This is a genomic window from Corynebacterium sp. UMB0012 (assembly GCF_030216265.1).
In the GTDB taxonomy this organism is placed as follows: domain Bacteria; phylum Actinomycetota; class Actinomycetes; order Mycobacteriales; family Mycobacteriaceae; genus Corynebacterium.
On the sequence record NZ_JASOKQ010000005.1, the window covers coordinates 1 to 21415 of the forward strand.

General features: G+C 58.9%; 23 protein-coding genes. 12 read left to right on the forward strand and 11 right to left on the reverse strand.

From position 1 onward, the window contains the following. Nucleotides 1-131: 131 nt before the first annotated feature. Entirely contained in the window at nt 132-761 is a 630-nt protein-coding gene (locus QP324_RS03530) for a resuscitation-promoting factor Rpf1 domain-containing protein (protein ID WP_284814500.1), read from the reverse strand. Nucleotides 762-1082: 321 nt separating this feature from the next. On the opposite strand from QP324_RS03530, the gene QP324_RS03535 reads away from it, so the two are divergent. Further along, nucleotides 1083-1463, forward strand: coding sequence for a cold-shock protein (locus tag QP324_RS03535; protein ID WP_005323875.1), 381 nt, complete (start codon nt 1083-1085; stop codon nt 1461-1463). Here the strand turns inward: QP324_RS03535 and QP324_RS03540 are convergent. Together QP324_RS03540 and QP324_RS03545 are read right to left on the reverse strand one after the other, a co-directional pair. Continuing rightward, nucleotides 1460-2038, reverse strand: a complete 579-nt coding sequence (locus QP324_RS03540) for a DUF2771 domain-containing protein (RefSeq protein ID WP_284814502.1) — start codon at nt 2036-2038, stop codon at nt 1460-1462. The two genes, QP324_RS03535 and QP324_RS03540, sit on opposite strands and share 4 nt — an antisense overlap. Nucleotides 2039-2044: 6 nt before the next feature. Next, nucleotides 2045-2809: a glutaminyl-peptide cyclotransferase gene (locus QP324_RS03545; protein ID WP_284814505.1), complete on the reverse strand. Its 765-nt coding sequence runs from the start codon at nt 2807-2809 to the stop codon at nt 2045-2047. A 38-nt stretch (nt 2810-2847) separates the two neighbouring features. Between QP324_RS03545 and QP324_RS03550 the strand changes: the two genes are divergently transcribed. The 3 genes from QP324_RS03550 to QP324_RS03560 are packed head-to-tail and all read left to right on the forward strand — an operon-like array spanning nt 2848 to nt 5785. Beyond that, a complete protein-coding gene (locus tag QP324_RS03550) occupies nt 2848-3516 on the forward strand; it encodes a DUF3027 domain-containing protein (RefSeq protein ID WP_284769405.1) in 669 nt (222 codons plus the stop codon). A 49-nt stretch (nt 3517-3565) separates the two neighbouring features. Beyond that, on the forward strand, nt 3566-4969 hold the full coding sequence (locus QP324_RS03555; protein WP_284814506.1) for an NCS2 family permease: 1404 nt from the start codon (nt 3566-3568) through the stop codon (nt 4967-4969). Nucleotides 4970-4978: 9 nt separating this feature from the next. Continuing rightward, a complete protein-coding gene (locus QP324_RS03560; RefSeq protein WP_239279176.1) occupies nt 4979-5785 on the forward strand; it encodes an RNA methyltransferase in 807 nt (268 codons plus the stop codon). On the opposite strand, the gene QP324_RS03565 is transcribed toward QP324_RS03560, so the two are convergent. The 3 genes from QP324_RS03565 to serC form a co-directional block, all read right to left on the reverse strand. Continuing rightward, nucleotides 5746-6576 (reverse strand): hypothetical protein, encoded by an 831-nt coding sequence (locus QP324_RS03565; RefSeq protein ID WP_284814508.1) that lies wholly within the window; start codon nt 6574-6576, stop codon nt 5746-5748. The genes QP324_RS03560 and QP324_RS03565 overlap by 40 nt on opposite strands. 2 nt (nt 6577-6578) lie before the next feature. Beyond that, nucleotides 6579-7454 (reverse strand): septation protein SepH, encoded by an 876-nt coding sequence (sepH, locus tag QP324_RS03570; protein WP_284814509.1) that lies wholly within the window; start codon nt 7452-7454, stop codon nt 6579-6581. A gap of 111 nt (nt 7455-7565) precedes the next feature. Then, nucleotides 7566-8684 carry a phosphoserine transaminase gene (gene serC / locus QP324_RS03575; RefSeq protein ID WP_284814511.1) on the reverse strand — a complete coding sequence of 373 codons (1119 nt, stop codon included), beginning with the start codon at nt 8682-8684 and terminating at the stop codon, nt 7566-7568. 160 nt (nt 8685-8844) lie between these two features. On the opposite strand from serC, the gene QP324_RS03580 reads away from it, so the two are divergent. The 6 genes from QP324_RS03580 (at nt 8845) to QP324_RS03605 (ending at nt 14895) form a co-directional block, all read left to right on the forward strand. Continuing rightward, the gene (locus QP324_RS03580; protein WP_040425095.1) at nt 8845-10137 is read left to right on the forward strand and encodes a citrate synthase; all 1293 of its coding nucleotides are present in this window, start codon (nt 8845-8847) and stop codon (nt 10135-10137) included. A 122-nt stretch (nt 10138-10259) separates the two neighbouring features. After that, nucleotides 10260-10619 (forward strand): FKBP-type peptidyl-prolyl cis-trans isomerase, encoded by a 360-nt coding sequence (locus QP324_RS03585; RefSeq protein ID WP_005323855.1) that lies wholly within the window; start codon nt 10260-10262, stop codon nt 10617-10619. A 69-nt stretch (nt 10620-10688) separates the two neighbouring features. Continuing rightward, the gene (locus QP324_RS03590; protein WP_284814513.1) at nt 10689-11552 is read left to right on the forward strand and encodes an aldo/keto reductase; all 864 of its coding nucleotides are present in this window, start codon (nt 10689-10691) and stop codon (nt 11550-11552) included. Nucleotides 11553-11842: 290 nt separating this feature from the next. Next, entirely contained in the window at nt 11843-12190 is a 348-nt protein-coding gene (locus tag QP324_RS03595; RefSeq protein WP_239279186.1) for a DUF485 domain-containing protein, read from the forward strand. After that, entirely contained in the window at nt 12190-13833 is a 1644-nt protein-coding gene (locus QP324_RS03600) for a cation acetate symporter (protein WP_284814515.1), read from the forward strand. Before QP324_RS03595 ends, QP324_RS03600 begins: the two co-directional genes overlap by 1 nt. Nucleotides 13834-13872: 39 nt before the next feature. Continuing rightward, entirely contained in the window at nt 13873-14895 is a 1023-nt protein-coding gene (locus QP324_RS03605) for a hypothetical protein (protein ID WP_284814517.1), read from the forward strand. A gap of 2 nt (nt 14896-14897) precedes the next feature. On the opposite strand, the gene QP324_RS03610 is transcribed toward QP324_RS03605, so the two are convergent. From QP324_RS03610 to QP324_RS03630, 5 genes are all read right to left on the reverse strand, one after another. Next, a complete protein-coding gene (locus QP324_RS03610) occupies nt 14898-15890 on the reverse strand; it encodes a DUF1906 domain-containing protein (RefSeq protein WP_284814519.1) in 993 nt (330 codons plus the stop codon). 67 nt (nt 15891-15957) lie between these two features. Continuing rightward, nucleotides 15958-16311 carry an OsmC family protein gene (locus tag QP324_RS03615; protein ID WP_336620582.1) on the reverse strand — a complete coding sequence of 118 codons (354 nt, stop codon included), beginning with the start codon at nt 16309-16311 and terminating at the stop codon, nt 15958-15960. A 328-nt stretch (nt 16312-16639) separates the two neighbouring features. After that, nucleotides 16640-17668, reverse strand: a complete 1029-nt coding sequence (locus QP324_RS03620; protein ID WP_284814521.1) for an ABC transporter ATP-binding protein — start codon at nt 17666-17668, stop codon at nt 16640-16642. A 2-nt stretch (nt 17669-17670) separates the two neighbouring features. After that, nucleotides 17671-19278 carry an iron ABC transporter permease gene (locus tag QP324_RS03625; protein ID WP_284814522.1) on the reverse strand — a complete coding sequence of 536 codons (1608 nt, stop codon included), beginning with the start codon at nt 19276-19278 and terminating at the stop codon, nt 17671-17673. 15 nt (nt 19279-19293) lie between these two features. Then, complete coding sequence (locus tag QP324_RS03630; RefSeq protein ID WP_284814523.1) at nt 19294-20325, reverse strand: ABC transporter substrate-binding protein; 1032 nt, start codon at nt 20323-20325, stop codon at nt 19294-19296. A 319-nt stretch (nt 20326-20644) separates the two neighbouring features. Between QP324_RS03630 and QP324_RS03635 the strand changes: the two genes are divergently transcribed. Together QP324_RS03635 and QP324_RS03640 are read left to right on the forward strand one after the other, a co-directional pair. Then, nucleotides 20645-21097 (forward strand): DUF2871 domain-containing protein, encoded by a 453-nt coding sequence (locus QP324_RS03635; RefSeq protein ID WP_284814525.1) that lies wholly within the window; start codon nt 20645-20647, stop codon nt 21095-21097. A gap of 2 nt (nt 21098-21099) precedes the next feature. Then, entirely contained in the window at nt 21100-21279 is a 180-nt protein-coding gene (locus QP324_RS03640; RefSeq protein WP_284814668.1) for a hypothetical protein, read from the forward strand. Nucleotides 21280-21415: the final 136 nt, after the last annotated feature.

Here is a 21415-nt window from a genome sequence, read left to right on the forward strand (position 1 = left end):
CGCGCCACAACAGCAGAATCCGGAACCCATTTCGACTCCACACAATCACCTAACCCATGTCAGGTGTTTCCACGACCGCTAGAAATCAAGAGGACCCTTTGCATTTGCAAAGGGTCCTTTATCGCTATGTCTTAGCGAGTGATGTTCTCAATCATCTGCGCAATCGGGTCGATGACGTTGCGGTTGGCAGAGTAGAAGTTGTTGAAGTCGTGGCGGTTAGCCTTGTACAGCTCGGTGAACTGCGCAGGCAGTGCCAGGCCGTAGGAGTTAGCGGCATTCTTGATGGTGTTGTACAGAGCATCAACAGCCAGCTCGTCGGACTTCTGAGCGGCAGCCTGCTTTACCGGAGCCGGTGCCTGGGCCGGAGCCTTAGGGGCAGCGGACGGAGCAGTGCGCTGGGTCGGAGCGGAGTTCAGGCCGAGGGAAGCGGAGCAAGCCGGCCATGCGCCCCAGCCCTGGGAAGCAAGCACGCGCTCAGCGACGACAATCTGCTGCTCGCGGGAAGCCTGATCGGCGGTAGCGGCGAACTCGCCGCCACCATTAGCCTGCCAGGTCTGCGGGTTGAACTGCAGTCCGCCGTAGAAGCCGTTGCCGGTGTTGATGTGCCAGTTGCCGCCGGCCTCGCACTGTGCCAGACGGTCCCAGTCGGAATCTGGGGCAGCGGATGCGGTCGGTGCCATGATGGCAGCGGCGGCGCCGAAAGCGACGGTGCCGGCGGTGAACTTAGCGGCCATACGGTTCTTAGCGGAGTGGCGTCCCATGTAGTTAGTCCTCTCTGTGTGCCCGCATTAAGTGCAAAAATTATGTACCAAAAAGAAAGGGCGGGCGAGGGCAACTTTCTTAACGGCTTTTAAGTGTCTGGGGGACAGCGTAGCGGTTTATAACGAAAGTGTCACGTTATGGGCACTAAATGGGAAAGAAATGAGACAAATGTGGTGAGTGAAGGGCTATCTCCGCAGGTGGGCGCCAATGTGTGATCTGTGTCATGTAGAGCGGGTGTGTCGCATTAGAGTGCGCGACTTCTGTTGTTTTGACCAGGCGGCTAAAATATAGATTTTCCCCTAGAGAAGAGGTGGGTACCTATGCCTATTGGCAAAGTGAAGTGGTATGACGCCGAGAAAGGTTTCGGTTTCGTCAGCAACCCGGGCGATGAAGACGTCTATGTTGGCCGCAACGTGCTGCCCAAGGGAGTAGAGGAACTGTTCCCCGGCCAGCGCATCGACTTCGATTTCGCGGCCGGGCGCCGCGGTCCGCAGGCGCTGCGGGTCAAGGTATTGGATAAGCCGCGTCGCCGCACGCCGGCCCGCAAGCCGGAAGAGCTCGGCAGCATGGTCTCTGACGTAATGACCTTGCTGGAGTCGCAGATTCAGCCGGTGCTCAATTCCGGCCGCTACCCGGAGCGAAAGACTGGGCGCCAGGTAGCAGAAATCCTCCGCGCTATCGCGAAGGATTTGGATAGCTAATCAGAAGCCTTCGTGGATTCCTCCGCGGAGGCTTCTCGTTCTTTATCGGTCATCGTGGTCAGTGACCACACGGTGGCCAAGGGGGTTTCGTCACCGTTGTCATCGGTGCCGATCATCATGGAGGAAATCTCCACCACCTTGAGGCGGGGGCGCTTGCCGGTAGAGGCCTTGATGGGGTCTACCGAGCCGGGGATCGATACCTCGGTGGTCTCGTTTGCGCCGTGTGCGGTTTCATCGTTGGCGGCGGGGTCATCGTAGATGGAAAGAATCTTCCACTCGTGGTCGGAGATTTCTTCGGGAATATCGAGCTTGAGGGTGTCATCATCGCCCACGGTGAGGTTCGGGACCTCGCCTTCCGGGCACTCGGTGCCGGGCTCGCATGTAATGTACGGGGCGACGTCGATGGACTTATCGCCCACGGAGGCGGTGACCTTGATGTCGCGGGGATCGGGACCCGGGCGCTGGTTCCACCAATTTTGGAAGATCACTACGGCGGCGACGATGACCGCCACGACCACGATGAGGGCCAAGATCTGCAGCAGCGACTTTTTCCTTGCTTCCTTACGGGTTGCCATGGGCCTTTACCTTACTCGAACGTGGAAGAGTTCTTCCCACCGCTTGCCGGTAAGCCAGAACTCATCGTCTGTGATGTGTGCGATGCCGTTGAGGACATCATCGGGGTTGGTATAGCGAGACTTATCAATCGCGTCGGTAGAGATTACGGCGGTCACGCGGCCGGTGGAGGGATCGATGCGGTAGATATTGTCATCCATCCAGACATTGGCGTAGACGGCGTCGCCTACGCACTCGAGTTCATTGATGTCTTCGAGGGGCTTTCCCTCTAGGGTGACGTCGGTAGTGGAGCGCTCCGCGAAGGTCTCTGGGTCCATGTGCCGCAGGGTCGCAGAGCCATCGGACAGGAGGAGATCCTCGCCGGTATTGCACAGGCCCCAGCCCTCGCCCGAGTAGGTGGCGGTATCTATTTGGCGCAGGTCGTGGTCGTATTTCAGGGCTTGGCCGGACTTCCAGGTCAGCTGCCAGATGGAATCGCCGGTTTGGGTGATGCCCTCGCCAAAGTAGCGGCTATCCAGGCGTGTTTCGGCCAAGGTTTCGCCGGTTTCGGGGGAGAAGCGCTCCAGGCGGGATTCTCCCCATTGGCCGGTGCCCAGGAGCAGGTTGCCGTCCGGATCGGTTTCGAGGCCCTGCGTAAAGGAATTGGGCGGCAGGGAAGCGGTGCCGAGAACCTCGACGGAGAGGTGTTCTACTTCGGGTTCAGCTGGGGTAGAGGAACAGGCAACGAGCGTGCAGGGGAGGAGAATGCAGGCGGCGCGGGAAAGAAACGACATGCACCATATGTACCACCGGGTGCGCTCCATAATGAATAATGAGGGGCGTGAGTAAGCGAAAAGCAAATCCGTTGATCGATTCCCGCGCCGTGCGCATCGCGCGCGAGGCGTTGGATGAGGTGGGGGAAGGGGGCGTCGGCAAGCATATCGGCGTCGCCGGGATGGGCCGAAACGTTGCTACCCACCGATTTGAAGCAGAAATGCCTGGATACCCCGGCTGGGAATGGCAGGCGGTGCTCGCCTGCGCGGAGGGATCGCGCTACGTCACCGTCAATGAGGTAGCGCTGGTGCCGGGCGGGGAGGCCCTGCAGCCGCCGGAATGGGTGCCCTATGAGGACCGCGTGCGCCCCGGTGACCTCGGCCCCGGAGACCTGATGCCACCGGCCGTAGATGATTCCCGCCTGGACGGGGATAACCTATCCACGTCCGGCCTGGAAGACGCCAAGAAGCGCTGGCGCACGGAGTTCGGCCCAAATACGGATATGGCGGCCAAGGCGCGCCTGCAATGCCGCACCTGTGCGTTTTATGTGCAGCTGATGGACAATTACGGCGTCTGCGCCAATGAGTACTCGGCGGACGGCCGGGTGGTGCACTCGCGCTATGGCTGCGGTGCGCATTCGCAGACGCGCGTGCGGGAAGAAAAGACCCCGGAAGTGGCCTTCGATGATGAAAAGCCCATCTTCCAGGATTTTGAAATCGAGGATTAAGGCAGCACACTTATGGCGTAAGACTCGCTGTACGTGAAAGGCGCAGGCGTTGAAAGCCACTCTCGATCGCTATTTCCATATCTCTGAACGTGGTTCCTCCATCGGAACCGAGCTACGCGCGGGAACGGTCTCGTTCTTCGCCATGGCCTATATCATCCTCTTGAACCCGCTCATCCTCGGTACTACCGAGGACGCGGAAGGCTACGCGCTGGGCGTGCCACAGGTCGCCGCCGCCACCGCGCTGGTCGCCGGCGTCATGTCCATCCTCTTCGGCGCCATTGCCAAGTATCCCTTCGCCATGGCCGCCGGCCTCGGCATGAATACCTTTGTGGGCGTGAGCATGGTCGCCACCAGCGGGCTGACCTGGCAAGAATCCATGGGCCTGGTGGTCATCGAGGGCATCATCATCGTCCTGCTGGCCATCTCCGGTTTCCGCACCGCCGTCTTTGACGCCATCCCGCAGTCCATGAAGGCGGCGATGGGCGTGGGCATCGGCATGTTCATCGCCATGATCGGCCTCGTGGATGGCGGCTTTGTCACCCGCGTGCCGGACGCTGCGAATACCACCGTACCGGTGGGGCTGGGCATCAATGGTTCGATTTCTACCTGGCCGGCGCTGGTCTTTGTCATCGGCCTCATTATCTGTTCCTTCATGGTCATCCGGAACGTGCCGGGCGGGCTCTTCATCGCCATCGTGCTCACCACTATCATCGCGTTTATTATCCAGGCGTTTACCGGCTCCGAGGATTGGGGCATGGCCGCGCCCGTGAAGCCGGAGGCGCTCGGCGGCATTCCGGATCTGTCCATCGTGGGCGATGTGAACCTGGTGGGCGCCTTTACCAAGATCGGCGTGGTCTCCACGGTGCTGCTGATTTTCACTCTATTGCTGACCAACTTCTTTGATGCGATGGGCACCATGACCGGCCTGGGCAAGCAAGGCAAGCTTGTCGACGCCGACGGCAACCTCCCCGACATGAAGAAGGCCCTCGTCGTCGAAGGCTTCGGCGCCGTGGCCGGCGGCCTGGGCTCTGCTTCTTCCAATACCGTCTTTGCGGATTCCTCCGCCGGCATTGCCGATGGCGCCCGCACCGGCCTGGCCAACCTCATGACCGGTGTGCTGTTCCTCGCCGCGATGTTCTTGACGCCGCTGTATGAAATCGTGCCCATCGAGGCGGCCTCCCCGGTGCTGGTCATCGTCGGCGTGATGATGGCCGCGCAGCTGACCGAGATCCGCTGGACCAAGATGGAGATCGCCATCCCCGCCTTCCTCACCATCGTGATCATGCCGTTTACCTATTCCATTGCCAACGGCATCGGCGTGGGCTTCATCTCCTTCGCGCTCATGTCCACCTTCGCCGGCAAGGCCAAGGACGTGCACTGGATCATGTGGCTCTTGGCTGGCCTCTTCGTGATTTTCTTTGGCATGGATCCGATTTCCAATGCCATCGGCTAGCCTAAGGGCATGCTGATTACTGACCCCACAGACCCTCGCCTGGACGATATTCGGAACCTCAACAAATCCGATAAGTCCGGCGAGGGTCTCGTCATTGCTGAGGGCCCGCTGGTGGTCTCCCGGCTGGCCGAATCCCGGTTCCCCATGCGCTGCCTTGTGGGCTTTCCCAAGAAGGTGGAGGCCTATATTTCCGAGTATGGCGAACCCGAGTGCCCCATCTACGAGGTCTCTCGCGAGACCCTAGCGGAGGTGGCCGGCTTCGATATGCACCGCGGGCTGGTCGCCGCCGCGGATCGCGCCCCGGAGCCGGAGGTGGGCGAGATCCTAGAGACCGCAAAAACCATCGCCGTGCTCGAGGGCGTGGGAGATCATGAAAATATCGGCGCCATCTTCCGCCATGCCGCCGGCATGGGCGTGGATGCGGTGCTGCTGGGCTCCGGTGCCGCGGATCCGCTCTACCGGCGCTCGGTGCGCGTGTCTATGGGGCACGTGCTGCGCTTGCCCTTTGCCCATTTAGAAGGCGGGTTTACTACCTGGCAGCGTTCCTTGCAGGCGCTTGCCGACGCCTCCTTTACCCTCATTTCCTTAACCCCCAACCCCCACGCGGTGCACTTGGCCGAGGCCATGCATGGCCTAGATAAGGTGGCGATGCTCGTCGGCGCGGAAGGCCCCGGCCTTACCGAACACGCAATGAAGGCCACCGATATACGCGCACGCATACCGATGGCCCCTGGCACCGATTCTCTTAATGTGGCGACCGCCGCCGCCATTTCCTTTTATGAGCGCCAGCGCTCCTTGAGCGACCTAAACGTCTGAGCGCTCCAATTGCCAATGAGCGAGCCCAAGTGCTTGGCGGTGGAGATAATTTCCTCGCCGGTGGATTCCGGCTCGGCGTTGTGATCCTCGTAGTCATCGTAATCGTTGAGCCCCAGCTTATTGGCCGATTGCGCCGCTAGCTCGCCAACGGTCCGCTTGGGCTTCGGCGGGTCGATTTTCGGCTCTGGGCGGCCATCGACCGCGTAGCCCACGACGTCGAGATCAGGGCCCTCGTACCCGACCTCAATGCCAAGCCAGTATTCTTGGGCCGCTTCCATGATGCCCTGCGGCTCGAAAGGCAGGGAGATTCCGCCCAGCGGCTCGTATTTTTCGCCCGCCCAATAAGGAGCCTCGAAAGGTTCGGGCAAGCCGGTGTCTTCATAAAGGTGCTCGCGGGTAGCGCAAAGGCAGCGCTTGAGCTCGCCGCCCTCCCAGAGCGCAAAGCCGGCGTAGCCTTCCTTCTCGTTGCTTGCCAGCGCGATAACCCGCTGGGCGGGCACCGCGTTGAGCAGCGTGTCCGGCAGCTGAGAGAGGAGGACAGAGTCGCCTTCACACACCGTTTGCACCACAGTGATGCCGGGGTAGCCGCCGATATAGTACTCGTTCGGATCCGTCTGCGCGGAGCGGTTGAGCGGGAATTGCCCAATCGGTGTGACCGGGAAAGTCGGGTCCAGCTGGGCGAGGAACTTCCGCCCAAAGCCGCGGTCTGCCTTGGGCTCGGTTTTCAACACCTCTTCCGCATTGGGTTGAGAGATGTACCAGAGAGTGAGTACTGCGTGAGAGATGTCCACGATTAGTCCCTAGGGCGCTTGGTATTGGAGCGAACGCCGAGCAGCACGTCCTCCCAATGCGGGGTGACGGCCTTGCGGCGGCGCTTGGCGGGCTTTTCTTCTGGCGAGGGATTCTGCAAGAACTTCTCTTCCTCCGGCTCTTCCGGAGGGGTGGTTGGCGCGGTGAGGTCAGTGACGTTGCTGGGCTGGTCGCCATCGATAGCTTCGTCATAGCGGCCGCTGCCCAGCGAGGTCAGCGAGCGTACCGGCTGCACGAAATCCGGGTCCGTCAGGTCCGCGGCCACCGAGTTACGCGCTTCCACCGTGGCAGGCGAGGACATGGACTGCTTGAAGTACCACTCGGCCTCGTTCTCGGACAGGCCGGCCTTCCACGTCACGCGCACGATCCAGGCTTCGCCCTGGTGGCGGTAGGCATCCCAGGTGGACTCGGAGAGCGAGTGTCCACGGGCGGCAAAGGCGGTGGCCAGAACCTCCCACAAGGTGAGCTTGGCCGGACCGTCCTCGCGGACGGGGTGGGCCTGCTTGGCAATCTCCGCGATGCGGTTGCGCTCCAGCATGACCGGGTAGGCGAAGGGCTCGATGCGAGATTCGGTCACGCCCATTTCTTCCGCCAGCTCCGCCGCGGAGGCACCGGCGCGAATGCGGTTTTGGATCTCCGCCGGGCGGATCTTTGTCTCTTCCACCGGTTCCGGTTTGGTGGGCTTGGCCAGGCTGATGGCCGGAGCCGCCGGTTCCTCTTCCGGGGTTTCCTCCTGCTCGCCCTGCAGGGCCTCACGCAGCTCATCGGTGATGGAGAGGAAAAACTCTTCGCCGTCTTCGGTGCGCAGCACCAAAGAGGTTTCGGTCGACTCGCTGTCAACTGGGAACAGCTCGCGCATAATAGGGCGCTCCTTTTGCCTATCGACGGCGGACATATCTGTGATGCATTCAACTATAACGTGAATATGCCCCGCGGCCTGCGAGGCGGCGGGGCATGTTGGGGTGAGGCGTTATTTCGCATCCAAGACGTAGTCGATGCATTGGGTCAGCTTGGCGATATCGGCCGGATCGATAGCCGGGAACATGCCGATGCGCAGTTGGTTACGGCCCAGCTTGCGGTAGGGCTCCACGTCCAGGATGCCGTTGGCGCGAAGGGTGGCGGCGAGCGCTGCGGCATCGACGGACTCTGCGAAGTCGATGGTGCCCACCACGAGCGAGCGGGACGCAGGCTCCGCGACGAAGGGAGTGGTCTCCGGGCGGGATTCGGCCCAGTTGTACAGCGTGGTGGAGGATTCCGTAGTGCGCTCAACCATGCCGTCCAGGCCGCCGTTGGCATTCATCCACTGGACCTGGTTATCCAGCATGAGCAGGGTGGCGATTGCCGGGGTGTTATAGGTCTGGTTCTTTCGGGAGTTATCTACTGCTGTCTGCAGGTTGAGGAAGTTGGGAATATAGCGCTCGGAGGCGTTGATTTTCTCAATCCGCTCCAGCGCGGCGGGGGACATGGCGGCGAGCCACAGGCCGCCGTCGGAAGCAAAGCACTTTTGCGGCGAGAAATAGTAGACATCCGTATCGGAGATGTGCACGGGCAGACCACCCGCGCCGGAAGTGGCGTCCACGACCACCAGCTGTTGATCATTGCGGGGGTGCGGGCGGGTGACTTCTGCCATCGCACCGGTGGAGGTTTCATTGTGTGCCCAAGCGACGACGTCCGCCTCCGCGGAGAGTTCGCGTGGGTCGGGCGCCGTGCCCACGGGGGCTTCCACGATGGATGGGGCATCGAGCCAGGGTGCACCCGCGGCGGCCTTGGCAAATTTAGTGGAAAACTCGCCAAAGGTGAGGTGGGCGGAGTGGCGTTCAATGAGCCCGAAGGTGGCAGCATCCCAGAAGGCAGTAGCGCCGCCCAGAGAAAGGACAATCTCGTATCCCTCTGGCAGGGAGAAGAGATCGCTTAAACCTTCACGCACCGAACCTACGAGGTTCTTCACTGCCGGCTGGCGGTGAGAAGTGCCCATGACTGCGGGGTCAATGGCCGCAAGCTGGTCGGGGCGAACCTTGGAGGGGCCGCAGCCAAAGCGGCCGTCGGCAGGCAGGAGGTCGGTGGGCAGCGTAAGTTCTGGAGTGCTCATGCGTGCAAGTGTAGAACAGTTCCGGTCGAACGGCAGTTATTTTAGCTGACCGAAACTTGTAGGCGGCGTCACAAAGTTTGCTAAAGTGTGAAGAGGTATCAAGCTAACTTCTTTAAGTTAGTGCTTAATAGTGACTCTTCACATAGAGAAAGGAACTTCCGTGGCTTCTGAAGACAACAAGGTAGTGCTCCAGTACCCAGGCGGCGAGTACGAGATGGACATCAAGCAGTCCACCGAGGGCGACTCTGGCTTTGACATCTCCAAGCTCCGTAACGAGACCGGACTCGTTACTTTCGACCCTGGTTATACCTCCACCGGTTCCACCGAGTCCAAGATCACCTTCATTAACGGCGAAGAGGGCATCCTGCGCCACCGCGGCTACGATATCGCGGACCTTGCGGAAAACGCCACGTTCAATGAGGTTTCTTACCTGCTGATTAAGGGACACCTGCCTAACGAGGAAGAGCTCAGCCACTTTAACCGCGAAATCCGCCACCACACCCTGTTGGATGAGGACTTCAAGGCCGCGTTCAATATCTTCCCGCGCAACGCGCACCCAATGGCCGTGCTGGCTTCCTCCCTTAACATTCTTTCCGCGTACTACCAGGATCAGCTCAACCCGCTGGACCCAGAGCAGCTGGATAAGGCCACCGTCCGCCTGCTGGCTAAGGTTCCAATGCTGGCTGCGTATGCTTACCGCGCTTCCCAGGGCAAGCCTTATATGTACCCGGATAATAGCCTGAACGCCCGCGAGAACTTCCTGCGCATGATGTTCGGCTACCCCACCGAGGAGTACGAGGTTGACCCGGTTGTAGCTAAGGCCCTGGATAAGCTGCTTATCCTGCACGCTGACCACGAGCAGAACTGCTCCACCTCCACCGTGCGCATGATTGGTTCCGCTCAGGCCAATATGTTCGTCTCCATCGCCGGCGGCATTAACGCCCTGTCCGGCCCGCTGCACGGCGGCGCAAACCAGGCCGTTCTGGAGATGCTGGAAGATATCCAGAACAACCACGATGGTGACGCTACCGACTTCATGAACCGCGTGAAGAACAAGGAAAAGGGCGTTCGCCTCATGGGCTTTGGCCACCGCGTGTACAAGAACTACGACCCACGCGCGGCCATCGTCAAGGACACCGCCCACGAGATCATCGAGCACCTGGGCGGCGACCCAATGCTGGATCTGGCCATGAAGCTGGAAGATATTGCGCTGAATGACGACTACTTCGTCTCCCGCAAGCTCTACCCGAACGTGGACTTCTACACCGGCCTGATCTACCGCGCCATGGGCTTCCCGACGGACTTCTTTACCGTCCTCTTCGCTATCGGCCGCCTGCCAGGCTGGATTGCACAGTACCGCGAGCAGCTGGAGATCAACACCAAGATCAACCGTCCGCGCCAGATTTACACCGGCGAGTCCCTGCGTAAGGTCACCCCGCGTAGCGAGCGTTAAAGCGCTCCGCGGTCTGCCTAATTAAGCCGAATCGGGTGGTAGCACCTATAATAGGTGCAGCTCGGTTCGGTTTTTAATGCGACCGCACGAACAAACTAGATTTCCCAAGGAGAATAATCCCCATGGATAAGCCTGTTATTGAAGCCCAGTCTGGCCCAGCGCCGACCGACCTTGTTGTAGAAGACATCGTCGTCGGCGACGGTGCTGAGGCGCAGCCTGGTGCCGTAGTGGAAGTCCACTACGTCGGCGCTGAATACGAGACCAACCAAGAATTCGATTCCTCGTGGGACCGTGGCCAGTCCATCGAGTTCCCGCTGACCGGTCTCATCGCCGGCTGGCAAGAGGGCATTCCGGGAATGAAGGTGGGCGGTCGCCGCAAGCTCATCATTCCGCCGGAAAAGGCCTACGGTCCCGCAGGTGGTGCGCACCCGCTGTCCGGCCGCACTTTGGTCTTTATTATTGACCTCATCCGCGCCGACTAAAAGCGCTCAGCCCCAGGGTTCGCCCTGGGGTGTCGTCGTTTTCGGCGCGGCTGAAAAAACTGCGGCACAATGGAGGGCATGACTGTGCCAACCGTAACTTTCAATGATGACCGCGAAATGCCCCAGCTGGGCTTGGGTACGTACAAGCTATATGACGAGGAGTGCATCCGCGTCATCCGCGAGGCCATCGATTTGGGCTACCGCCACTTCGATACCGCCACGCTCTACAAGAACGAAGAGGCGGTAGGCACCGCCCTGAAGCAGGCTATGGATGCCGGCGATGTCACTCGCGATGAGCTCTTTATTACCTCCAAGGTGTGGCACTCCCACCAGGGTGAGCACAAGGTGGAAGAAGCATTCCAGCAGTCGCTAAAGGATCTGCAGCTGGACTACCTCGACCTGTACCTCATTCACTGGCCGTGGCCGCAGGGTGGCCTGTACAACGAGACCTTTGAGGCTATCGCCCGCCTGCAGGGTATGGGTCAGATTGCGTCCATCGGTGTGGCCAATTTCTACGAAGACGTGCTCAAGGACCTCATTTCCACCACCGGCATTTCTCCGGTGCTCAACCAGGTGGAGATCCACCCGGGCTTTACCCAGTCCAGCCTGCGCGCCTTCCATCACGATAATGACATCGTCACCGAGGCATGGGCCCCGCTGGCACGTGGCGTTGTGCTCAACAACCCCGCAATCGAGCAGGCTGCTGCTGACCACGAGTCCACCGAGGGACAGGTAGTACTGTCGTACCTCATGTCCAAGGACATCTCCGTCATTCCGAAGTCCGCGCGCACCGAGCGCTTGAAGGAAAACTTGGCCGCCACCGAGCTGGAGCTCACGGCGGAGGAAGTATCCGCCATTGACGCCCTGGAGGGCCAGGAGGGCTTTGGCCGCATGTTCAATGACCCACGCGAATTCCCAGGCAACGAAGAGTAACGTCAACCGCAGATGAAGCCCCCTCATGGGGGCTTTTTCTTTTGCCAAGCGGCTGTTAACAATCTTTACAGGGGGTAGAAAATTCTTCCCGCGGGGGTAGTTTGCTAAAGATGTTATTCCAGTTCAGTGAAGCCTATGGGGTTGAAAGGGTGGGGGAGTGGAAGGTTTTCTTGGCAGAGTTTACAACCTTGCAGAAAATGTTCTGTAACTTACAGGACAACGCTGATAGTGAGCAGTGACACACTATCTCGTGTGACCTAAGTTCCTCTCACCCAAGGAGACGATGCTCTATGAGTGACGTAGCTGCAACTCCTGTCTCGCGCCGCGAACCCACCGGTAGCGAGTTCATCGCGATGCGCGACTCCGCCAAATTCGGCGAGCTGCGCCGCACCTACCGGAGTTTTACCTTCCCTATGACCGTGGCCTTCTTCGTGTGGTACGTGGTCTACGTTCTTGCCGCCGTGTTCGCCCCTGACTTCATGGCAACCGAGCTCGGCGGCGGCTGGAACATCGGCCTAGTCTTCGGCCTTGCCCAGTTCCTCACCACCTTCATCATCACGTGGATTTACGTGAAGTACGCCAATAAGAATATCGAGCCGAAGTCGGCCGCCATCCGTGAAGAACTGGAGGGCATCTAATGACTACCACCACCCTTGCCGCCGAGTCTTCCGCCGGCAACCCCATCCTGAATATTTCCATCTTCGCCATCTTCCTCATCGTCACCATGGCGGTGGTGCTGCGCGCCGGCAAAACCACCAAGGAAGCCTCGGACTTCTACACCGGTGGCGGCAGCTTCTCCGGACGCCAGAACGGCCTGGCGATCTCCGGTGACTACCTCTCCGCCGCATCCTTCCTAGGTATCGTCGGCGCGGTGGCGCTCAACGGCTACGACGGCTTCTTGTACTCGGTGGGCTTCTTCGTCGCCTGGCTGGTAGCACTCATGCTCGTCGCCGAGCCCATGCGTAACGTCGGCCGCTTTACCATGGCGGACGTCCTATCCTTCCGCCTGAAGCAGAAGCCCGTGCGCGTGGCGGCGTCCATCGCCACCCTTTTTGTCACGCTTTTCTACCTCATCGCGCAGATGGCCGGCGCCGGCTCGCTGGTGGCCGTGCTGCTGGATATCCACGACTTCAAGTGGCAGGCTCTCGTCGTGGGCATTGTGGGCGTGCTCATGATTGTCTACGTCCTGGTCGGCGGCATGAAGGGCACCACCTACGTGCAGATGATTAAGGCCGTGCTTCTGGTCGCCGGCGTGGTCATCATGTGTTTCTTGGTCTTCATTGCCCTGCGCGGCGGCTTTAGCACCCTGTTTAATAACGCCATCGACATGCACGCCGCCTCTGAGCAGATTAAAGAGAAGGGCTACGAGGCCAAGGACATCATGGCCCCGGGCCTGAAGTACGGCGCCACCACTGCCACCAAGCTGGACTTTATCTCCCTGGGCATTTCCCTGGTGCTCGGCGTGGGTGGCCTGCCGCACGTGCTGATGCGCTTTTACACCGTGCCTACCGCTACTGAGGCGCGCCGCTCCGTTACCTGGGCGATCGTTATTATTGGTGCTTTCTACCTCATGACCCTGGTCCTGGGCTACGGCGCAGCTGCACTGGTCGGGCCGGACCGCATCCTCGCCGCGCCGGGCGGGGCCAATGCTGCGGCACCGCTACTCGCAATGGAGATCGGCGGCTCCATCTTCATGGCGATTATTTCCGCCGTGGCCTTCGCCACCGTGCTCGCCGTGGTGGCTGGCCTGGCCATTACCGCCTCTGCGTCCATTGCGCACGATATCTACCACGCGGTTATCCGCAACGGCGAGTCTACCGAGGCCGAGCAGGTCCGCGTCTCCCAGGCCACCGTGGTGGTTCTCGGCATCGTCTCCATCATCTTGGGCATCCTGGCCATGACCCAGAACGTGGCCTTCCTGGTCTCCCTGGCGTTTGCGGTGGCGGCCTCCGCCAACCTGCCGACCATCCTGTACTCCCTGTACTGGCGCCGCTTCAACACCGCGGGCGCGGTGGCCTCCATGTACACCGGCGTGGTGTCCTGCCTGGTGCTCATCTTCTTCTCCCCGGCAGTCTCCGGTTCTGAGAGCTCCATGTTCCCAGGTGCGGACTGGGCCATCTTCCCGCTTTCCTCGCCGGGCTTGGTCTCCATTCCGCTGTCCTTCTTTGTCGGCTGGTTGGTCTCCATTATGACCCAGCCGGACAACTTTGAGGAGCTTTCCGCAGAGATGGAGGTTCGCTCGCTTACTGGCGTGGGCGTGGAGGCACCCGTGCAGCATTAATTGCTTGAAAAGTGCACACACCCGGTAATGTGGTTGGACGTGCTTAGAACGTCCGTGACCCGCAAGGCGGCATCAGTTAAGGCTGGTGCCGCTTTGGCCGTATGCATGCTCGCCTTGACCACCACCGCGTGCAGCAATAGCGAGCGCGAAAGCGACGCGCTTGCCGACGCCCCCTCGGCCGCACCAGACACCAACCGCGACGTCCCACCAGAAATCAATGAGTTTCTAGAAGGTGATGAGGGGCGCTCGGTTACCTACATCCGCCTACACGATGGCATGCACATGGGCTCTGCCTCAGAGCACGAGGCTCGCCCGGCGCTCAGCCTCATTAAGCTCTATATCGCCACCTACGTAATGGAAAAGGGCGAGTACGAGGACAAATATGAGGCGCTGGACATGATTGCTAGCTCCTCTGATAAGTCCGCCGAAGACCTCTTTGATAAGTACCCGGATTCCATCGACACGATTGCCGATGAATTCAATCTCGAATCCACCAAGGCGGGCGAGCAATGGGGCTACTCGCAAACCTCCACGTATGACGTCGCCAGCTTCATCTCGCAGCTCATTGAGCGCGATGAAACTCACCCAGTGCTGGTAGCCATGGCGCATGCTGATCCCATCTCGGAGGATGGCTACCGCCAGGATTACGGCACCGCCAAGCTCTCCAACGTGGTGGGCAGCAAGTGGGGCTGGTCCAATGACAAGTCCATTAACTCCTCGGTCTCCTTTGGCGAGAACTTCGTCGCCGCCGCCTCCATTACCGGCTCATCCGATGACCTCACCGACTACGTCAAGGACGAGGTGACCGGCAAGAATCTGGGCAAGGCCACCGAGCGCTTCCTCAAGTACAAAGACGGCGAGGACGTCCCACCGATCGAGACTTCCGCCTCGGAGACCTCTACTACTTCCTCCAGTAAGAAGGACAAGGACGAGAAATCCGGCAAGGACAAGAAGGATAAGTCCACGTCCAAGGAGCCGACTAGCGAATCCACCACGTCCAAAAAGAAGTCCCCAGATAAAAAGAAGGGCTCGGAGAAAACCTCCGAGCCCTCTAAGAAGTAGTACTACCGCGCCTTAGCAACCGTCTCTGCGACGATCTTCGCTAGCTGGCGAATCTGATCGTTGCTCAACGTCTTGCCATTAAAGGTCACGCCATTGGCGGTGACCTGCGGCAGCTCCGGTAGCTCCGGGTGCTTGCTCTGCAGCTGTGAGCTCAGCTGATTGACTAGGTCGGACGAGCCATTGCTCGGGGCCTTGGTCTGCGGCTGCGGCTTTGGCTGTGGCTTCTTGGTGGTCGGCTTCTTTGCCGGTGCAGGAGCCGCGGACTTGCCTGGCGTCCACTGGCCCCAGTCATCGGCATAGACCTCATTGACGTCGACGATGACGCCGCCAATCGTCTGCTGCTTGCCGTGCGGCAGCTGGTGGATAGTGGTGCGCGGGTGAATCTTGCCGTTGGACCCCCAGTCATGCATCCAGAAGTACTTGCCGATGCCATCCTGGATCGCCCACTCAATAGTGTTGTAGTTGCCGTAGATGCCCGTCTGGTAGCCGGCCAGCTCCAGGGTCTTGGAAAACGCCTGCAGGTAGGGGCGGATTTGGCGGGTGTATTGCTCGCGGGTGGGGTTATCGTCGATCGCGATGTAGATCGGGCGGTTGGTGGGGCCGCCTGCCTTCTTGTGCAGCGCAATCGCCTTCGGTGTGTGAACTGCGGCACCTGCCGCGCCCTGCTTCCAATCGGCGGTTTCTGCGCGGCCGAATTGGTACACCGACGCAGTTGGCAGACCCGCAGCCGCATTGGCCCTAGTCTCCTTGAGGGTCACGGGCTTACCGGTCATCCACGCGGCGCCGGGGCGCTTATCGGAGACGTAGCGAATCGCACCCATGTGGCCGGCATTCTTAATTGCCTGCGGGGAAGGTACGCCGGCGGAGAAATCAATGATGGTGCCGCGCACCGGTCCGAGCGCCGCCGCATTCGGAGCGGCAGCGCCGATAGCACCTGCGGTCAGGGCGAGAGCGCCAGCCTTAAAAAGGCCGCGACGGGAGAAAGATGGTGACATGTTGAGCTCCTGCAGTAATCACATTTGTCACAGTAGTTAACAATTGCACCATAGCAGGGGTTCGAAGCTATCCCCGCAGCGAAACCGCATGTCGCGCAAATACGCAGGGTAGCCATTTCGAGTCGTTGCTGAACTTCACCCGCGTGGGGTTCTCAACCGTGCGCGATACCGTGCAGTCCTTCTCGTGGGAGATGCGAATCAGGTTGTCCCCCAGCTTGCGCGCTTGGTTGCCCTCCGGCGTATCCGGGAACGATAGATCGAATCCCACGCGCACCTCCGACAGACGCGATGCTCCATCTTCGCTTACACGATCACCCTCTACATGTACTTCAAAAGATTCCGGCTCCGCGCGCCGGGACGTCACGATGTCCACGTCCACCGCGGAACACCCTGCAACGGCCGCCAGGAGGTGCTCCTCCAGCGATAACTAGCCTTCCCGGCGGACGAGCGAGATGCTGGCGTCATCAGGCTTGATGGCGCGGTATACCGATATTTCCAGGCCGTTAAGGTCAATGGAAGATTGCTTAGTGTTCTCACTTATGGCTTAGAGTTCAAGCGGGTTTAGACTTTATACGACACTGCCGTCCGAGAGCATGGTGATAATGATGGTTGCTAAAACCAGCGGTCCGTGTCGGCTGTGGTCGGCATTGGCGTAAAACTTTATGTTTGAGACGGTGGGTGCAACCGCTGTAGAAAATGATGGCACCGTGCAATCTCTGAGCTGGTCATAGTTCCTGCGGGATGGTGATCTAAAAAACCAAGGGCGGTGCGAAGCGGATGCGCACCGATTGTCCGATCGAAGGCTTTTCGTCCGAGGTGGTGCGGAATCTGGCTCCCGATCCATGGGAGGCGGTAACGGAGTAGTGCCCGGCTTCGAAAATGGCGGAGTCAACTACCGCTGGAACCGTGGCGCCTGGATGGTTTTCCTCCACAATTGTTGCGTGGTGCGGCAAGATGGCGGCCTTAGTGCCTTCGCCCCGCACGGAGACTTTACTCAGTGGCCAAGAAATGCCAAGGGCGGGGCACTCGACACGGTCTCCTGAAATAACGGCCTGGACAATCGTGGCATCCGCAATAAATTCCGCGACCAGCGGGCTTGCGGGATTTTCCAGCAGCTGTTGTGGGGTAGCAATTTGTTGGATTTCGCCGCCGTCTAGAACCACGACTCTATCTGCGATTGCCAGCGCCTCGGCGCGATCGTGGGTGACGTGCACCGTGGTTAGGCGTTGCTTTTGTGTCAGGGCTACCAGCTCGCGGCGCAAATTATCGCGCAATGGTTCATCGAGGGCTGAAAGAGCTTCATCTAGTAACAAAACCTTGGGATTAGCGACGATCGCCCGGGCTAGGGCAACGCGCTGGCGCTGCCCGCCAGAAAGGCTGTCCGGATTACGGTCCTCGAATCCTGGCAGGCCCACTAGAGCTAGAGTCTCAGAAATGCGCTCTTCGCGCTCGGGCTTTGCTACTTTCGCCTGGCGCAACGGGTAGCCAACATTGTCCTTAACAGACATGTGCGGCCAGATCGCGTGCTGTTGGAAAACCATGCCGATGCCGCGTTTCTCGGGAGGAATAGCAGTCATCTGCCGGCCATCTATGTAAAGCTCACCTGACGAAGGGGAAATAAAACCAGCGATGGTGCGCAAGAGCGTGGTCTTACCGGATCCTGAGGGGCCTACGAGAGCAATGAGTTCCCCAGATTCGATGGAAAGGTTGATATCGCGCAGGCCGGTGGTTCCGTCCGGAAAAGTGACCGTGAGGTGGGAAGCTGCAATTTTCGCCATTATTAAGTCCTTACCTTAGGAGCACGGATAGTCAGTGCGACGGCAATGATGCCGAGCAGCGCAAAGAGCAGGGCGAGTGCCGATGCCTGGTTATAGTTTCCTGCCTGTTGCAGGTTGAAGACTTGGACACCCAATGTTGTGGTTCCGGGTGCGACGAGGAGTACGGAAATAGTAAGTTCTCGAATCGCGGTCACCGCTACGAGCACCGCACCGGATATCGCCGCTGGAATGGTCATCGCGCCGGTGGTAGTAAATAGCGCCTTAAGCGGCGTGGCGCCAGAAATGCGCGCTGCTTCTTCCACGGTGACCGGGGTGCTTAATAGCGGGGCGCGCACGGCCTGGACAACGAGTGCGGTAAAAGCACAGACATAAGCGATAAGGATTATCCAAATGGTGTTATACAGTCCGGTATAGCGCCCGGCAATCAGCCAGGCGACACCGATGATGAGCCCAGGCAGCGCGCTCGGTAGCAGCGCAGAAAGGGTTAAAAGCGTATTTCCTCGCGCCTGAATCCGGGTCACTAGGATTCCGATGACCCAACCAAGAATCCCGCAGATTAGCGCGGCGGTTAAGGACAGAAATGCGGAATTACCGAGTCCGTCGATGACGCGCGGGTTGGATAAAGCGCTGCTAAAGTTCGCCAGCGAGATGGTTTCTAAGGTAAATGGGACCCCAGGAGCTGGCAGCAATGCACGGTAGGCCAAACCAAGAATTGGGCCAATGGAAATGGCGAGCCCACACACCCACATGATGATCGTGACCGGCCAGCGCGCCGAATGCAGTGCAAAGCGTGCCGGACTTCCGGAGTCATGTGTAGAAGACGAGTTTTTCAGGGAGGTGAGATAGTCCATGATGACTGCGCCGATTCCCAAAAATAAGAGGACAACGCCGATGGTCGAGACCACTTGTAGGGGGTTGGATACGGTGCCGGAATCAATGAACCGGTAAATCATCGTCGCGAGCGTTTCGAACCGAGCCGGCGAGCCGATAATAGCGGGAATGCCGAAATCAGCCAGATTAGCAATTGCTGTGAGAGTGAACGCGGATAATAGCGCGGGGCGCAAGAGTGGAAGGGTGACCGTGCGCAGAACTGTCATCACGGAAGCGCCAGATACTCGGGCGGCTAGCTCAAAATCGGGGGAGATGGAGCGCAAGCTTGAAGAAATGATGACGTATGCAGTGGGAAAAGAATGGATAGTCATCAGCGCAATGACCCCGTCTGCGCCGTAGATATTCCATATTTCGAACTCAAAAAGCCTATTCAGGCCCTGATTCGGGCCGAAGAGTTGAATCCAGGCGATCGCTCCGATAAATGGCGGAACCAAGAGAGGCGAAAGCAGGAATAGGCGCAGTAGTGAAGAGCCGTAGATATCTGTGCGGTCTAGCGCGATGGCAATAACGGTGCCGATGATGACGGCAGCGAGAGCCGACAGCACCGTGGTAAATAGCGAATTCCATGTAGCGATGCCGAGCCCTTGCTCTAGCAGGATGGGAATTTGGTTTCCGCCCAGTGCAAGGGAAACAACAAGGGCCAAAGGCGCGATGAACAGGCCAATGGCAATCAGCCAGATGCCAACGCGTAGGGCGGATACGGAGGGATTTTTCAACAAGTGGGTCACCAAGAACTAGGAAGACACTGCCTTTTGGAATACCTCGACGGCGGCGTCTTTATCCTGGGTGATTTTCCCCAAGTCCTGGTCCATGAGCTCAATGTCTGTGAGTTCAGGGGTGTCCGCTGGGGTTCCCACGTCCTCACGCACTGGGAGGTACGACTGCTCGACGGCGATTTCTTGTGCCTTCTTTGAAAGCAGGAAGTTGATGTATTTCTGTGCTGCTTCTTGTGCCTTGGAGTCTTTGAATACGCCCGCGGGCTCAGAAATATACGGTGATCCTTCGGTGGGGTAGGCGAGGGCAACTGGGGACCCCTTATCCGCGAGGTCGCGGATTAGGTAATCGACAACCACGCCCACGGGCTTGGAACCGGAGGCGATCTCTTGGGAGGTAGGGCCATTGGACTCTGCGATCATCGGGGAATTCTTGCCCAGATCTTCGATCCACGCTTCTCCGAGGTCTGAATTATTCTTCCACGCAGAGGCGTTGAATGCCGCTGCACCGGAGACTGCTGGGTTAGGCAAGACGAGTTTGTCCTTGTACTTCGGATCGGTGAGATCCGCCCACGAGGTCGGGGCATCGCCTTCTGCGATTTCGTCGGTGTTATAAGCAATTACCGTAGGAATAATGCGCGTGCCAACATAAAAATTCTCGTCGTCCTTGGCTTCGTCGATGATGTCATCGGAATCGACATCGGCAAGCTCGATGAGGTCACCATCCTCGGCGTAATTTTCAAAGGTAGGTGCATCGGCCGCCCAGAAAACATCCGCTTCAATGTCGCCAGATTGCTTCTCTGAAGAGATGCGGGCGTTCAAATCACCGGTACCAGCGCGGTATACATTGACCTCGATATCGGGGTATTCCTCATTGAAGGCCGCATTGATCTCATCGACCTTTTCTTCTGGTTCGGAGGTATAGACGGTTATGGAGGTTGAATCGCTGGTCGCGTGTGAATCTTCCTGGTCGGACGCAGGCTCGCCGCACGAAGTAAGAAGGACGGTTGAAGCAAGGGCTATGGCAGAGAGAGAAGTGTGCTTCGACTTCATCGTGGGAGTTCCTCCAGAGAGAGTAGTGATCAGGAACATCAATCTAACTGCACTGAAGTTAAGAAAACTTGGGATCGATGTAAACGTGCAGTAAATTTTTAGGCTCCTTGAGCGGGTGTTTGGAGGATGCGGTGGTTATTGATGAAATCCCTAACGAGGGTCGGCGCCCTCTTTATCTAATAGGCCAAACAGTCAACCGACTGGTTGATTGCAGCTTCAACCAGCCCCGTGATTCAAAATGGGGACGAATGTAGAAAGATGAGTCCTTAGAGTATTTGATCCATCGCTAATCCAGCCGTGGCAGCGGTTGGGAAGGAGAATGACCTTGAAAGCTTTGTATTGGGCATCTATTTTCTACCTCGTGTTGGGCTTGGGCGCTGGCGTGTTTTATCGAGAATTCACGCGGGCTAATGATTTCCCCTCGGGTGAGTTCACTCAGCTAAGTGTGGCGCATACTCACCTGCTAGCGCTCGGTTTCATGATGAGTCTTATCTTCTTGGTATTGGAGAAGGTCTTTGGCCTTTCGCGCAGCCGCGGTCAGTTCAATGCGTTCTTCTGGCTCTATAACGTCGGCGTGGTCATCACTGTTGGCGTCATGATCTGGCACGGGTGTCTGACCGTACTAGGGGAGGAGTCCTCTGCAATGATTTCTGGTATCGCTGGTCTTGGACACATCCTCATCACGGTGGGCCTAATCGCATTCATTGCAGCGCTTGGCAATGCCATTAGCGAGACCCAAGAAGCAAAGTCTCAAGCTGTAGCAAGTGACTAACGATGACCGAGGCTGACGCTGAAAAGGCTGCAGCGCCTACTCGGCGAGACTGGATAGATCTCGCGGTTCTCTCCGTCGGCCTCGGCGTTATCGTCTTGGACGGCACTATTGTTGGTGTAGCACTGCCAGCAATCATACTGACGCCGATGGCTACTCCCTTCTTGCTATCACCGCATTCCTAGCTTTGGGATTTGTCGGTGCGCTGCAGGTAGACCATGCTGTGAGTCAGGGCGATGCTGTAGAGCGCGAATCGCTTAAATGGACGGAGCCTCAAGCAACATCGACCTTTTCGTAGGGGTGAATCAATAGACAAGCTCT

Coding starts and splice junctions, on each gene's coding strand:
- QP324_RS03530 (WP_284814500.1), bottom strand. CDS start 761: ATGGGACGCCACTCCGCTAAGAACCGTATGGCCGCTAAGTTCACCGCC.
- QP324_RS03535 (WP_005323875.1), top strand. CDS start 1,083: ATGCCTATTGGCAAAGTGAAGTGGTATGACGCCGAGAAAGGTTTCGGT.
- QP324_RS03540 (WP_284814502.1), bottom strand. CDS start 2,038: ATGGCAACCCGTAAGGAAGCAAGGAAAAAGTCGCTGCTGCAGATCTTG.
- QP324_RS03545 (WP_284814505.1), bottom strand. CDS start 2,809: ATGTCGTTTCTTTCCCGCGCCGCCTGCATTCTCCTCCCCTGCACGCTC.
- QP324_RS03550 (WP_284769405.1), top strand. CDS start 2,848: ATGAGGGGCGTGAGTAAGCGAAAAGCAAATCCGTTGATCGATTCCCGC.
- QP324_RS03560 (WP_239279176.1), top strand. CDS start 4,979: ATGCTGATTACTGACCCCACAGACCCTCGCCTGGACGATATTCGGAAC.
- sepH (WP_284814509.1), bottom strand. CDS start 7,454: ATGCGCGAGCTGTTCCCAGTTGACAGCGAGTCGACCGAAACCTCTTTG.
- serC (WP_284814511.1), bottom strand. CDS start 8,684: ATGAGCACTCCAGAACTTACGCTGCCCACCGACCTCCTGCCTGCCGAC.
- QP324_RS03585 (WP_005323855.1), top strand. CDS start 10,260: ATGGATAAGCCTGTTATTGAAGCCCAGTCTGGCCCAGCGCCGACCGAC.
- QP324_RS03590 (WP_284814513.1), top strand. CDS start 10,689: ATGGAGGGCATGACTGTGCCAACCGTAACTTTCAATGATGACCGCGAA.
- QP324_RS03595 (WP_239279186.1), top strand. CDS start 11,843: ATGAGTGACGTAGCTGCAACTCCTGTCTCGCGCCGCGAACCCACCGGT.
- QP324_RS03600 (WP_284814515.1), top strand. CDS start 12,190: ATGACTACCACCACCCTTGCCGCCGAGTCTTCCGCCGGCAACCCCATC.
- QP324_RS03610 (WP_284814519.1), bottom strand. CDS start 15,890: ATGTCACCATCTTTCTCCCGTCGCGGCCTTTTTAAGGCTGGCGCTCTC.
- QP324_RS03620 (WP_284814521.1), bottom strand. CDS start 17,668: ATGGCGAAAATTGCAGCTTCCCACCTCACGGTCACTTTTCCGGACGGA.
- QP324_RS03630 (WP_284814523.1), bottom strand. CDS start 20,325: ATGAAGTCGAAGCACACTTCTCTCTCTGCCATAGCCCTTGCTTCAACC.
- QP324_RS03635 (WP_284814525.1), top strand. CDS start 20,645: ATGACCTTGAAAGCTTTGTATTGGGCATCTATTTTCTACCTCGTGTTG.
- QP324_RS03640 (WP_284814668.1), top strand. CDS start 21,100: ATGACCGAGGCTGACGCTGAAAAGGCTGCAGCGCCTACTCGGCGAGAC.